We start from the raw sequence: 13,312 nt of genomic DNA, 5'->3' as shown, positions 1-13,312 counted from the left end.
AAGGGGTTGTCGGTCACTACCGGTTCCGCAGAGCATGGCGGACATGGCTGCTGATTCCCGGCCGTCCCGCGGGACACATCCGGATCGCTTGTTCCCGGCCGATCCCGGCGTTCGCGCACTGGCGCGCCGCCTGCACGCGACCGTGCGGGACGAGCCCATCATTTCGCCGCACGGTCATGTGGATGCCCGGCTGCTGGCGGACAACGAACCATTTCCCGACCCGGTGAGCCTGCTGATCACGCCGGACCACTACGTCACGCGTTTGCTGCACGCGCATCGCGTGCCGCTGAACGCACTCGGGGTAGGGCGGGAGGTCCTGGACGAAGCCGAGGCCCGCGCGATCTGGCGGATCGTCTGTGACCACTGGTGGGTGTTCCGGGGAACACCGGTCCGCTACTGGCTGGAGAGCGAGCTCAGCGAGATATTCGACGTCGCCGCCCTCCCGGGCCGAGGTCGGCCCGACGCGATCTACGACCGGATCGCCGAATGCTTGCGGCAACCGGAATACCTGCCGCGGCGGTTATACGAGCGATTCGGCATCGAGGTACTGGCCACCACCGACGATCCCTGTGACGACCTGTCGGCGCACAGACAGCTACGCTCGGATCCGACATGGCGGGGCCGGGTGGTACCGACCTTCCGGCCCGACCGATATCTCGAACCGGCGCAGCCGCAATGGAACCGGGACGTCGATCGGCTCGCCGCCGTCACCGGTGTCGACACCGGTGACTATGCCGGGTACGTGACGGCCCTCGAAGAGCGCCGACGCTACTTCGTTTCCCACGGTGCCACTGCGAGCGATCACAGTCACGAAGACGTGCGCGCCGATCCTCTGGCGCCCGCCGAAGTTCGCCGCATCTACCGTGATGCCCGATCGGGCACCGTATCCGAGGCGGCGGCGACGGCTTTCCGGCGGCATATGCTGTTCGAAATGGCCCGGATGTCGACGCAAGACGGCCTGACCATGATGCTGCATCCCGCGATCCGCCGAAATCATCACCCGCCGACCGCGGTGGCCTTCGGCGCGGACACCGGACACGATATTCCGTTGCGGGTGGAGTTCACCGACGCCCTGCGCAGTCTGCTGGAGAACTTCGGTACTCATCCGAATTTGAATCTCGTCCTGTTCACCGCCGATGAAACCGCGTTCTCCCGGGAGATCGCACCGCTGGCAGGCTTCTATCCCACTGTGTTCGCCGGTGCGCCATGGTGGTTCCTCGATGCTCCGGACGCGATCGGGCGATTCCATCGGGCGGTCACCGAAACCGGCGGATTCGGTAAACTCGCCGGGTTCGTCGACGACACCCGCGCTTTCTGCTCGGTGCCGGCTCGGCACGATATGTCCCGGCGGCTCGATGCGAGCCGGCTTGCCGAGCTGGTCGCCCGGCATCAGCTGTCCGAAGAAGAGGCGACATCCGCACTCGAGGGACTCGTGCGCGAGCAGCCGCGCCGGGTCTTCAAGCTGTGACGCCGCGGCTGGGGCGCCCGTTGCCGGGCGCGCCGGTGCGAATGATTCACCTCGGGCTGGGCAATTTCTTCCGCGCCCATCAAGCCTGGTACACCGCACGGGCCTCGGACGCCGAGGAATGGCGAATCGCCGCATTCGCGGGCCGCGGTTCGGATCTCGCCGCGAGACTCGATGCCCAAGGTGGGCTGTACACATTGATCACCCGAGGTAGAACGGACGAATTCGAGATCGTCTCCGCTATTTCCCGGGCACACCGGGCGACCGACAATTCCGCTTGGCAGACCTACCTGGCGGAGCCAACGGTGGGTGTGGTGTCGCTGACTGTCACCGAGGCCGGTTACACCCGGAAGGCCGACGGCGGTCTCGATCACTCCGACCCGACGGTGCGGGTCGACCTGGCGGCACTCCGCACCGAAGTGAAGGCGCCGGGAGCCACCGCCGTGGCCCGCCTGGTCGCAGGTCTGGCGGCGCGGGCCGCCGCGGCGGCCGGGCCGATCGCGTTGGTGCCGTGTGACAATCTGCCCGGAAACGGGGCGGCTCTGAAACGGGTAGTTCTGGAGTTCGCCGGATATGTGGCTCCCGATCTCGCGACGTGGGTAGAGTCGAACGTCTCCTTCGTCACGAGTGTGGTGGATCGGATCACGCCGGCCGGCAGTGGCGGGGATTCATTACTGGCCGAATCCTGCACGGGTTACCACGATGCGGCACCGGTGGTGACCGAGCCTTACCACGAGTGGGTGTTATGCGGCGAGTTCCCGGCCGGTCGTCCGCACTGGGAAACGGCGGGTGCCGTCTTCACGCGGGATATCGCCGCCTACGAACAACGAAAGCTGTGGGTGCTCAACGGTGCTCATTCGCTACTCGCCTACACTGCGCCGCTCCGCGGGCATCGAACCGTGGCATCCGCCGTGGCGGATCCGGTGTGCCGGGCCTGGGTCGAACAGTGGTGGTCCGAGGTGACACCCCATATCGATCTCCCGGCCGGAGAACTGCATCGCTACCGAAAGGAGCTGATCAGCCGTCTCGCGAATCACCGTATACAGCATCATCTTTCCCAGATCGCCGTAGACGGTACGCAGAAGCTCCCGGTGCGGATCCTGCCGGTGTTACGCCGAGAACGGGCCGCCGGGCGCCTGCCGGCCGGAGCCGTCCGGGCGTTGGCGGGCTGGGCCTGCCATGTCGGGGCGCGCGGTGCCGGCTTGTCGGATATTCGCGCGCCCGGGCGACCGGAAGTTCGGTCTGCCCTGGTCGGCCTGGATCCCGCGCTCGGCGTGGACAGCGACCTGATGGCGGCCGTCGTCCGGGAAGCCGAACGTTTGTGCGGCAGAGTATGACTGCGCCGGAACTGTTACGAGTGGTGGAGGTGGAAGTCGGGGTTCCGCGACAAGAAATGCACACGTCCACCGCTCGAAAAGGGTGATCGGTAGTGGTCAGCCGAGGCTGAACGGTTGACCCCATACCGTGACGACCTCTTTGGCGGTCCCGGTCTCCACCTCCGCCTCCACGAATGCCCGGGCCTGCGCGTAGCCCGCGCAGCCGGCGAGGCCGATCGTACTGTTGCTCCAGGTGACGCTACCGGTGGTGCCGCGGAACGGCGCGAAATTCCGATGCGATTCCGCGCCGAAGGCATCGGGTGCCTCGAGGTCGAGGAGGTAGAACTTTTTCGCCTGTCCGGGGCCGAGGCTGAGATTCCCGCCGAGACTGCCGCCGGCCGATGGGCTCTGACCTGCCCAATCGGAACTGTAGTTCGCGCCGCCGTTCGCCCCGCCGCCGGCGATATTGACCTGGCAGCCGACGACGTACCCCGGTTTGATCTTTGCCGTGCGGGCCGGTGCGGAAAGCTCGACCTGTGCGCTGGCCGATACCCATACATTGCGATGCAAGGGCGTCGCGCCGAGCGACGGGCTGATCGTGGCGGATTCCGCGGCTATGCGCACGACGACGGTGGTGCCGTCGCCGAGGCTTTCGGTGACGCTGCCGCCGGGTAACGGGACGAAGGTGTCGGCTTCGGCGACACCGGTGGCCGCGAATCCCAGAATTGCCGTGGCGGCAAGTCCGATGAGTGTGGATTTCCTGTGGTGGATCATGATGCTAACCCCTCCGGGTTCGAATCGGCCAGGCCGAGAGCTGTGCTGAAGATGCGTTTTGATCAGCCGATACTGAACGGAGCCCCGTACAGAGTGGTCTTGGAATAGTGGTCCCCGATGATCTCGACGACCGTGTAGGAGCGGGCCTGGGCGTAGCCGCCACAGCCCTGGATCTGTATTTCGACATCGCGGTAGCCGAGGCTGTAAACGCCTGGCCCGAGAATGTCCTTGAAGCCGATACGGACGAACTCGACGTCACCGGGACCGAGTTGGATACCCGCGGAGCCACTCAAGCCGCCCCCGTTGGTGCTGACATTGCCCGACAGGCCCGCGGTGATGGCCTTGTCGCCGATGCTGACCTGGCAGCCGACGATGTAGCCCGTGTTCACCTGGCTGGCGCCATGGGTGGAGGAGTTGTTGGTACCGGGCTGGTTCCCGGGGCTGCTGTACGGGCCGGGGCGCTCGACGGTAGGAGTGGCGCGGACATCGGCGGTGACGGTGCCGGACACCCACACCACCCGTCCCGCGCCGTTGGCTGCCATCGAAGGAGATACGACAGCCCGCTCGGCGGTTCGGGTGAGCGTGGCCCCAGGGGCATCCGTTCGTCCGTCGGGCAGCGGTACGAAGGTATCGGCGTCGGCTGCGCCGGCGGACAACAGGCCGACGATCACCGTGACGGCCGTACCGATTCCTGCCAGGCGTGCGCCGTTACGGAATGCGGCGGTGCACGCGCGGTCCGGGATTGTTGCTTTCATTTGCTGGACCCTCATCTCGATGGGAAACCGGTTGTGCCGGAGATCGGAAAGTGCCTGTTCCGGCGGATGACGCCGGAAGCTCGTGACGGGCGAAGTTCCCGGATTTTCTTGAATGGGTGGTCTTTTCCGGGCTGAGCGCCGCACCGCCGGAAAGCGGTCTGCCGGATCGAGTGGCGCCCGTCACACGGTGTGGTCATGGTTGATGACGGGTGGGATCAGGGGCAACCAGTTGCCGCGAGTTGCCGTAAGGCGCGGGTGGGCACGTGGCCCAGGAGCTGGACGTCTGTCCGGTGCACTGCCAGGCGCGGCAACACACGGCAACTCCTTGTGTGACGGGGGTCTCCGGCCGCGTAATGGACCCACATCGCAGAACAAGGAAGTTCGCCCCATATGTTTGATCAACCGCCCAGTCCACGGTTGCTCGTGCCTTCCCTCGCTGCTCGGAACGCGGGAACCACCTGCTCCTCTTTCGTTCGCCTCCCCGCGCCAGCTGTGGCCGGACGGTCCCCCGCACACACTTTCCGCCCGGAGACGGATCGGCTTACGAGACGCGCCGACGACAAGGCCGGCCGGTCCGCCGCACCGACCGGCCCGGTGGCGGGTGCTACCGGCGTCCGCGGACCTGGAAACGAGGCCCCACGATGATCGGATATGCCGGGCGTCGCCTCGCTGCCGGTGTTGTGCTTGCGTTGCTCGTCACGATGATCACCTTCTCGATGCTGAGCCTGACCTTCGATGACGTCGTGGCCGGCCTGCTCGGTCCGGCCGCCACGCCGGAGACCATCGAAGCGCGGAAGGCCGCCATGGGGCTGGACCGGCCGCTGCCGGTGCAGTACGTCGACTGGCTGCTGCACGCTGTGCGTGGTGACTTCGGCGTCTCCTATTTCACCAGCGAACCGGTCGAATCCGCGGTCACCGCACGGTTGAGTGTCACGCTGTCCATCGTGGTGGTCGCCCTGTTCTTCACCGCGCTCGTGAGCCTGACCCTCGGGGTGCTGGCCGCCACCCGGGGTGGTGCGCTCGACCGGATTACACAAGGAATCTCGATGACCGGCCTGCTGGTGCCGAACCTGTTGCTGGCCATCGTTCTGGTCTATGTGCTCGCCATCTGGCTGCGCTGGTTTCCGGCTACCGGCTTCGCCCGCTTCGGCGACGATCCCGCGCGGTGGGCGAGCACCATCGCCATCCCCGTGATGGCGCTGACAGTGGCCGGGATAGCCGGCCTCACCGCGCAGGTGCGTGGCGCGATGATCGACGAATTGCGCAAGGACTACGTCCGCACCCTGCGGACACGGGGATTGCCGATGCGATCGATCGTGCTCCGGCATGCCCTGCGCAACGCGGTCGGGCCCGCGCTGACGGTTCTGTCCCTCGAATTCATCACCATGGTGGGCGGCGCTCTCATCATCGAGAATATCTTCGCCCTCCCCGGGTACGGCAGCTATGCCTTCAACGCCTCACTACAGGGTGACGTGCCGGTCATCATGGGCGTGACGACCTTCGTGGTCATGCTGGTCGTGGGGGTCAATCTCGTCGTCGATCTGTTGAACGGCTGGCTCAACCCGAAAGCGAGGATCCATTGAGCACGAAGTTCCCCGGTCCAGAGAATGCCGCCTCGCCCGATACCGTCGCACGGACCTCCGTACTACGCAGACTTTCGCGGGATCCGCAAGCAGTCGTCACCGCCGGGTTGCTGCTGGTCATTGTGCTGTCGGGAGTGATCGGCTCGGTAATTGCCGCACCTGAGCCGAACGCCGCGTCGCTCGATGCCATCAATGCAGACCCCGGTAGCCCGGGCTACCTACTCGGCGGTGACAAGGACGGCCGCGATATCCTTGCGCGACTTCTCCATTCGATCAATACCAGCGTGGTTTCCGCGCTCATCGCACCGGGGATCGCACTTGCCATAGGAATAACCTTCGGGCTCGTAGGCGGATACTTCGGCGACCGCGTCCGAGGCGCCACGGAATGGGTGTTCAACCTGTTCATGACCTTTCCCGGACTCCTGCTGCTGATCATCCTGATGCCTGTCACCCACGGCGACTATCGGGCCAGCATGGCGATACTCGGCGTCATACTGTCTCCGGGCATCTACCGGATCGTGCGTAACCAGGTACTCGGGGTGAAGAACGAGCTCTTCATCGATGCCGCACGGGTGTCCGGGCTACCGGACCACCGGATCCTGGCGAGGCACATCCTGTTCCGGGTACGTGGACCGGTGATCATCGCCTCCGCTTTCCTGGCCGCCACCGCCATCAACGTGCAAGCCGGACTCGCCTTCCTCGGAGTGGGCTCCAGCACCACCCCGAGCTTCGGTGCGATGATCGCCGAGGGATTCGCCAATATGTACGTCGAACCGGTGCAGTTGGTCTGGCCCAGCATTCTCCTCGGGGTGATCACCTCGGCACTGGTCCTGTTCGGCAACGCGCTACGCGACACCCTCGAAGGCGGTACGAAACCCCGGCCACCGCGGCTCACCGCGGCGCCCGGTCCGACGGCACGTCCATCGGCGGCCGACGGATCCGGCGGCGTGCTGACGGTGCGGAACCTGAGCATCTCCTATCCGGCACCGACCGGCGAGTTGCGTGAGGTGGTCAGCGATCTCAGCTTCGACCTGCATGAGGGAGAGACACTCGGCCTGGTCGGTGAATCCGGTTCCGGTAAAACGCAAACCGCGTTCGCCGTGCTGGGTGTCCTTCCCGGCGAAGCCGTGGTGACCGGCGGTTCCATCGAGCTGGACGGGCGCGAACTGCTCGGGTTGCGGGAGCGGGAGTTGCGCGTACTCCGCGGACGCACGATCGCCTATATCCCGCAGGAGCCGATGAGCAATCTGGACCCGTCTTTCACGGTCGGAGCGCAACTCGTGGAATCCGTGCGAGCGGCCACGCCGATATCGCGGCGAGACGCGCGGCGCCGGGTGCTGTCGATGCTCGACCAGGTGGGAATCACCGACCCCGAACGGACTTTCGATTCCTATCCGCACCAGATCTCGGGAGGTATGGCACAGCGGGTCCTCATCGCCGGCGCCGTGGCCGCACGGCCGCGGGTGCTCATCGCCGACGAGCCGACCACGGCGTTGGACGTCACCGTTCAGGCCGAGATCCTCGATCTACTCCACGACCTGCGGCAGCGTTTGAATATGTCGGTGTTGCTGGTAACGCACAACTTCGGGGTTGTGGCGGATCTGTGCGATCGCGTGGCGGTCATGCAGCGGGGTGCGATCGTCGAAACCGGGACCACACCGGAGCTGTTCGCCGGTCCGCGGCACGAATACACCCGGACGCTGCTCGACTCCATTCTCGACGACACCGTGGTGCGCGGCGAATCACCCGGCAGTGAACCGGGGGACGAGGCCACAGCGATCAGGGAGACGGTGCGATGAGCTCGTTGCTGGAAGTGAACGATCTGCACGTCACCTATCCGGGCCGTGGTATGCGGGCGCGGCCGGTGGAGGTGCTGCACGGTGTTTCGCTGACGGTCGGTGTCGGCGAAACATTGGGACTGGTAGGAGAATCCGGTTCCGGAAAGTCGACAATCGGCCGCTCCGTGCTCGGGCTGGCCGCTGCGAACGCCGGGACCATTCGGTTCGGCGACAGAGATATCACGCATGTGAAGGGAAAGCGCCGCCGGGAGCTGGCCCGCGATATCCAGGTGGTGTTCCAAGACCCTTACAGCTCGCTCAATCCTTCCCTCACGATCGGTGAGATCTTGAGCGAACCGCTGGTGGTACAAGGAATCGCGCCGGCAATCGCGCGGTCGCGGATATCCGAACTGCTCGATCAGGTCGGATTGCCCGGTAATTCTGCCGCTCGGCTGCCCCGGGAGTTCAGTGGCGGCCAGCGCCAGCGGATCGCTATCGCTCGTGCGCTGGCTCCCGAGCCGAAACTCATAGTCTGCGACGAGCCGGTGTCGGCGCTGGACCTCAGCACTCAGGCCCGAGTCCTCAAGCTGCTCGACGGAATACAGCGGCGGACCGGAGTGTCCTACCTGTTCATCTCTCACGACCTGGCGGTGATCCGGCACATCAGCCATCGTGTCACCGTGCTGTACCGGGGCGACATTGTGGAAACAGGCCCTGCTCGGGTCGTCACCTCGACCCCGGGCCACCCGTATACGCAGCGCCTGCTGCTCGCCGCCCCGGTCGCGGACCCGGTGGGGCAGCGGATCCGCCGGGCCGAGCGTCGCCGACTGGCGGAACAGACCGGCCCTGCTGCGGGCCGGTCGGCTGCCGAATGACCCGAGCGGATTCCGTCCGGGTGAATTCGAGCGCGGCCGATACCGGTTACTACCATGGGAGCGAATATCGTGGTCGATCTGTCAGCCGGCCCTGCCGGTCGAAACGCCTGGCGTGTGTACTCGGGCGAGGGTAAAGACAATGGCATGGCCCGAAGGCGAACGCTGCGGCCGCGACTGGTCGCCCTTGCACCGACCGCCGGCACGGTGGTGCGTGACGCCGGGGGATGGCTGTTCGACCGGGCGATGTCCGGCTGGGATGTGACCGTGCTCGTCGCCGACTGCGCCGATACGCGCCCACTGGATATCCTCGGCGTGCGCGTGCTGGATATCGAGTTCGGCCTCACATCCGCGAAGCCCGGAGCCAGACCACAGGCTGTCGCCGTCGACGCCGGACTGCTCACCTCGGACACGCGCGTCAACGAGGGAATGCTCCGGCTCCTCGACAAGTTGCTGGCGCAGGAGGTGACACTGTGGGGAACTCGCTGGCCGGGGGAGTTCCGGGCACATGCGATACCGGTGCGGCATCGACTGACCGCGGCCGCCCGGGCATTCAAATCCGCGGCCCTGACCGCCGCATGCGAACCCGTTCGCACCGACACAGTCGAACTGTTCCGCCGATGTGAACTCTCGGCCGGCGGTGATCGCGGATGAAGACCCGCGTGTCTGGTTGCTTGTTCACAAGGATCGGATCGGATCCCTGCCGTCCCACTCTTCGCAGGCGTTTCGGACCATCGCGGCGAGTTGGGCGGTGCCGGGGGTGTATTCGCTGACCTCGATGATCGGCGCGGGACCGGACGGCGGTTCGAAGTAGGCGTAACGGGCGCCCCCAGGTGCTCCGCCCGACCAGACCACGGGACGGCCGGCGGCGTGAATCGCTTCGATTGCCACATCGAAATCGTCTGCCCACCAGGCGAGCTGATGAAAGCCACCGTTTCCGCCGCCGCGGAACTCGGTGTAGATACTCGGGGCGTCGTCATGCTGCTGAATGAGCTCGAGCTGAAGGTGTCCCGAGTGGGAGAACGCCATCGTGACCGTCACTTCGCAGGCCGATCCGCGATAGAGCGACTGCTGCGACAATCCTCGCAGGATGTACCACGGACCTATGCCGAGGCCGAGCCACGAGTGTCGATCTGCTCCTCGATATCGGTGACCACGTAGCCGATCTGCCGTACTGGGCCGGGCAACTGCACCGGCACGCTCGAACTTCTCATGGACCTATCGAATCATTTGTGAGCGCTGTGACTTGTGAACACTGCGGAGAGTATGACAATCTCACTGAGAAGAATTTCATTCTTGAAATAGAGAGTGTCAGTCTGAGGCCTCGTCCGGCGACGGCGAGGTGACCTCCCGGTCCGAGTTCGAGGTGAAGGTGTCATGGGCTATGCCGACAAGCTGTTCGATCTGAGCGGGCGGGTGGTATTGATCACCGGCGGTAGTCGGGGCCTCGGCCGCGAGATGGCATTCGCGACTGCCAGGTGCGGTGCGGACCTGGTGATCGCGAGCCGCGACTACGACAGTTGCGCGGCGACGGCTGCGGAGATCGAGCAGGAAACCGGGCGGTCAGTGCTGCCCTACAGTGCACATGTAGGCCGATGGGGCCAGCTCGACGGTCTGGTCGATGCTGCCTATGCTCGTTTCGGCAGGGTTGATGTACTGATCAACAACGCGGGTATGCAGCCGGTCTACGATTCGCTGAATACGGTGACCGAGAAGCTGTTCGATTCCGTGGTGAATCTCAATCTCAAGGGTCCGTTCCGGCTCTCGGTGCTGGTGGGGGAACGTATGGTCGCCGCAGGGGGCGGCTCGATCATCAATATCAGTTCCTCGGGTTCGATTCGGCCGCGTCCGTCGATCGTTCCGTACGCCGCCGCCAAAGCTGGGCTCAATGCGATGACGGAGGGACTGGCGCTGGCATTCGGCCCGACGGTGCGGGTCAACACCTTGATGGCAGGCCCCCATATGACCCAGGCGACCGCCGGCTGGAAGCTGGAGGACATCGCCCCCGAGGACAATCCGTTCGCCTCCCACGCACTGCAACGTCCAGGACGTCCCGAGGAGATCGTCGGCGCCGCAGTGTTCCTCGCCTCGGACGCCTCCAGTTTCACCACCGGTGCAACGCTGCGCTCCGACGGTGGCATGCCCTGACGGGTCTCATTTTTCTTCGATCGAACAGGAGTCGATATGGCATGGGGATTTCGAAACCGATCCCGACTACCAGGCGAAGCTGTACTGGGCGGATGAGTTCGTGCGGACCGAGGTCGAGCCGCTCGACCTGGTGTGGCCGCATGAGCAGTTCGTACCGCTGACCGGCAAACGTCGTGATGCGATAGTCCCGTTGAAAGAAAAGGTACGAGCACAGGGGTTGTGGGCCACCCACCTCGGACCGGAACTCGGAGGGCAGGGGCACGGACAGCTGAAACTGGCACTGCTGAACGAGATCCTGGGCCGTTCCTCGTGGGCGCCGATCGTATTCGGCTGTCAGGCACCGGATACCGGTAATGCCGAAATCCTCGCCCACTACGGCTCACCTGAACAGAAGAAGCGGTATCTTCGTCCGCTGCTGGACGGAGAATTGTTCTCCTGTTACCCGATGACCGAGCCGCAGGCCGGGGCGGATCGGCGGCAGTTCCGCACGACGGCGGTCCGAGATGGTGACGATTGGATCATCGACGGCTGGAAGTATTTCTCATCCAACGCCAGGACGGCCACCTTCTTGATCGTCATGGCCATCACCGACCCGGAAGCAGGTGCGTACAAGGGAATGTCGATGTTCCTTGTGTCCGCCGACACGCCGGGTGTCGAGATCGTCCGCGAAGTGCGTCTCTATGGTGAGCCGGAAGCGGCGGGTCAGCACGCCCTGATCAAGTACAACGGTGTGCGGGTGCCGAATTCGGCGCTGTTGGGCGGGGAAGGGCAAGCGTTCGTGATCGCGCAGACACGGCTGGGCGGTGGCCGAATCCACCACGCCATGCGCACTATCGGTCTGGCGCAGAAGGCGCAGGACATGCTGTGCGAACGGGCACTGAGTCGCGAAACGGCGGGCAGCAGGCTTTCCGACAAGCAGTTCGTGCAGGGATATATCGCCGACTCCTACGCTCAGCTGGAGCAGTTTCGGCTGCTCGTCCTGAATACGGCGTGGAAGATCGACAATTACAACGACTACAAGAAGGTCCGCAAGGACATCGCCGCCGTCAAATCGGTCATGCCGACGGTGCTGCACGATATCGCGTGGCGGTCGATGCAGGTACACGGAGCGCTCGGAGTCACCGATGAGGTGCCTTTGATGAAGATGATCTCAGGTGCTGCGGTGATGGGTCTGGCCGACGGCCCTACCGAAGTGCACAAGACCATCGTCGCCAGACAGGTGCTGCGCGATTACAGTCCGGCCGAGGACGTCTGGCCCAGCGAATGGATCCCGCGCAAACGCGTCGCGGCCCATACGAAGTACGCAGGCTACCTCGAAGACGAGGCGCACAGCCGATGAACACGGGAATCCTGGACGTCGACCGGTTGGCCGCATGGATGGATCGCACCGGAATCCCTGGCGTCGGCGCACCTGTCGAAGTCGAAAAGCTTTCCGGTGGCGCGCAGAACGAGATCTACGATATTCGCCGCGGTGACCACCGTAGTGTGCTGCGTATTCCACCAGCGGCCGCACCGGCCGAGCGGGACAAAGGCATACTGCGCGAATGGCGCATCACCGAGGCGCTCGACGGCACGGATGTTCCGCATGCGAGAGGTGTCGCCATGTGCGATGACCCGCAGGTACTCGGCCGGAATTTCTACCCCATGGGTTTCGTCGAGGGCTGGTCACCGATGAACCACCAGAAGGCGTGGCCGGAGCCGTTCTCCGGTGACCCGAAGGAAAAGGCAGAGCTTGCCTATCAGCTCGCCGAAGGGGTCGCACTCATGTCCAAGGTCGACTGGAAGGGCCGCGGTCTGCACGACCTCGGCCGGCCGGACGGCTTCCACGATCGGCAGGTGCAGCGCTGGACCGGCACGTTCGAACGCATCAAGGGCCGGGAAATCGACGGTATGAACACCGCCACACAGTGGCTACGTACCCATCGGCCCCTGGACTTCGTGCCGGGACTGATGCACGGTGACTACCAATGGGCCAACGTCATGTACGAGGACGGGGCGCCGGCCCGGCTCGCGGCCATTGTGGACTGGGAGATGGGTACGATCGGTGATCCGAAACTCGACCCGGCCTGGGCGCTCAAGGATTGGTCCGAGGACACCCGATCCGAGGAGGCAGCCCATGCCAGCTATGTCGACCTACGCGGTATGCCGTCCCGCGACCAGGTGGTGGCCCGGTTCACGGAGGTGTCCGGGCGTCAAGTGGACGACCTGGACTACTACCTGATCTTGGCCCGATGGAAGCTGGCCATAGTCCTGGAGCAAGGGTTCCAGCGCGCCGCCGGCAATCCGAAACGACAGGCGTTCGGCGCAATAGTTCCCCGGTTGATGCGGGCTGCCTCCGACCTCGCCGAAACCACGGACTATCGCGGATGACTGGATGCCGCTGGGAATCCGCCGCGTAATCGACAACGAGTCCGGGCACGTCGACCGAACCACTGGTCGTGGATCGGTCGGCGCGTCGTCGGTTGCGGTCGAAATCCTCGGCGAAAACTCCAACGGAAGCGGACATCCCGCGGGGCCAGGGCTGGGAATTGATTCGGCCGACGAACCGGGCCGGTTCCCGGGTTCGGACCGTAACAGAAACCCCCGCGTCGGCGGAGAGGCTCTTTCGTCGCAACCGCAGG

At 65.0% G+C, this 13,312-nt stretch carries 12 protein-coding genes; 9 read left to right on the top strand and 3 right to left on the bottom strand.

The genetic code is table 11. From position 1 onward, the window contains the following. Positions 1-43: 43 nt before the first annotated feature. Complete coding sequence (uxaC, locus tag AB0F41_RS01590) at positions 44-1,468, top strand: glucuronate isomerase (protein WP_357420726.1); 1,425 nt, start codon at positions 44-46, stop codon at positions 1,466-1,468. Between the two features lie 41 nt (positions 1,469-1,509). Then, positions 1,510-2,802: a mannitol dehydrogenase family protein gene (locus AB0F41_RS01585; RefSeq protein ID WP_357420981.1), complete on the top strand. Its 1,293-nt coding sequence runs from the start codon at positions 1,510-1,512 to the stop codon at positions 2,800-2,802. 96 nt (positions 2,803-2,898) lie between these two features. Here AB0F41_RS01585 and AB0F41_RS01580 read toward each other — a convergent pair whose 3' ends face one another. Next, positions 2,899-3,555, bottom strand: a complete 657-nt coding sequence (locus AB0F41_RS01580) for an MspA family porin (protein WP_357420725.1) — start codon at positions 3,553-3,555, stop codon at positions 2,899-2,901. Between the two features lie 62 nt (positions 3,556-3,617). After that, positions 3,618-4,310, bottom strand: a complete 693-nt coding sequence (locus AB0F41_RS01575) for an MspA family porin (RefSeq protein WP_357420724.1) — start codon at positions 4,308-4,310, stop codon at positions 3,618-3,620. 641 nt (positions 4,311-4,951) lie between these two features. On the opposite strand from AB0F41_RS01575, the gene AB0F41_RS01570 reads away from it, so the two are divergent. The 4 genes from AB0F41_RS01570 to AB0F41_RS01555 all read left to right on the top strand — a co-directional run bounded on the left by AB0F41_RS01570 (position 4,952) and on the right by AB0F41_RS01555 (position 9,197). Further along, positions 4,952-5,893 carry an ABC transporter permease gene (locus AB0F41_RS01570; RefSeq protein ID WP_357420723.1) on the top strand — a complete coding sequence of 314 codons (942 nt, stop codon included), beginning with the start codon at positions 4,952-4,954 and terminating at the stop codon, positions 5,891-5,893. Then, positions 5,890-7,692 carry a dipeptide/oligopeptide/nickel ABC transporter permease/ATP-binding protein gene (locus AB0F41_RS01565; RefSeq protein ID WP_357420722.1) on the top strand — a complete coding sequence of 601 codons (1,803 nt, stop codon included), beginning with the start codon at positions 5,890-5,892 and terminating at the stop codon, positions 7,690-7,692. Before AB0F41_RS01570 ends, AB0F41_RS01565 begins: the two co-directional genes overlap by 4 nt. Beyond that, complete coding sequence (locus AB0F41_RS01560) at positions 7,689-8,546, top strand: ATP-binding cassette domain-containing protein (protein ID WP_357420721.1); 858 nt, start codon at positions 7,689-7,691, stop codon at positions 8,544-8,546. Before AB0F41_RS01565 ends, AB0F41_RS01560 begins: the two co-directional genes overlap by 4 nt. 144 nt (positions 8,547-8,690) lie before the next feature. Further along, entirely contained in the window at positions 8,691-9,197 is a 507-nt protein-coding gene (locus AB0F41_RS01555; protein ID WP_357420720.1) for a hypothetical protein, read from the top strand. Positions 9,198-9,221: 24 nt separating this feature from the next. On the opposite strand, the gene AB0F41_RS01550 is transcribed toward AB0F41_RS01555, so the two are convergent. Next, positions 9,222-9,623 carry a VOC family protein gene (locus AB0F41_RS01550; RefSeq protein WP_357420719.1) on the bottom strand — a complete coding sequence of 134 codons (402 nt, stop codon included), beginning with the start codon at positions 9,621-9,623 and terminating at the stop codon, positions 9,222-9,224. A 297-nt stretch (positions 9,624-9,920) separates the two neighbouring features. Between AB0F41_RS01550 and AB0F41_RS01545 the strand changes: the two genes are divergently transcribed. The 3 genes from AB0F41_RS01545 to AB0F41_RS01535 are packed head-to-tail and all read left to right on the top strand — an operon-like array spanning position 9,921 to position 13,061. After that, on the top strand, positions 9,921-10,691 hold the full coding sequence (locus AB0F41_RS01545; RefSeq protein ID WP_357420718.1) for an SDR family oxidoreductase: 771 nt from the start codon (positions 9,921-9,923) through the stop codon (positions 10,689-10,691). A 34-nt stretch (positions 10,692-10,725) separates the two neighbouring features. After that, on the top strand, positions 10,726-12,030 hold the full coding sequence (locus tag AB0F41_RS01540; protein WP_357420980.1) for an acyl-CoA dehydrogenase family protein: 1,305 nt from the start codon (positions 10,726-10,728) through the stop codon (positions 12,028-12,030). Beyond that, positions 12,027-13,061 carry a phosphotransferase family protein gene (locus tag AB0F41_RS01535; RefSeq protein WP_357420717.1) on the top strand — a complete coding sequence of 345 codons (1,035 nt, stop codon included), beginning with the start codon at positions 12,027-12,029 and terminating at the stop codon, positions 13,059-13,061. The genes AB0F41_RS01540 and AB0F41_RS01535 overlap by 4 nt, the downstream gene beginning before the upstream one ends. Positions 13,062-13,312: the final 251 nt, after the last annotated feature.

The sequence above is a fragment of the Nocardia sp. NPDC024068 genome (assembly GCF_040638875.1).
Classification (GTDB): Bacteria; Actinomycetota; Actinomycetes; order Mycobacteriales; family Mycobacteriaceae; genus Nocardia.
The sequence above is the reverse complement of the archived record's forward strand: the minus strand, read 5'-3'. Positions and strand labels throughout refer to the sequence as shown.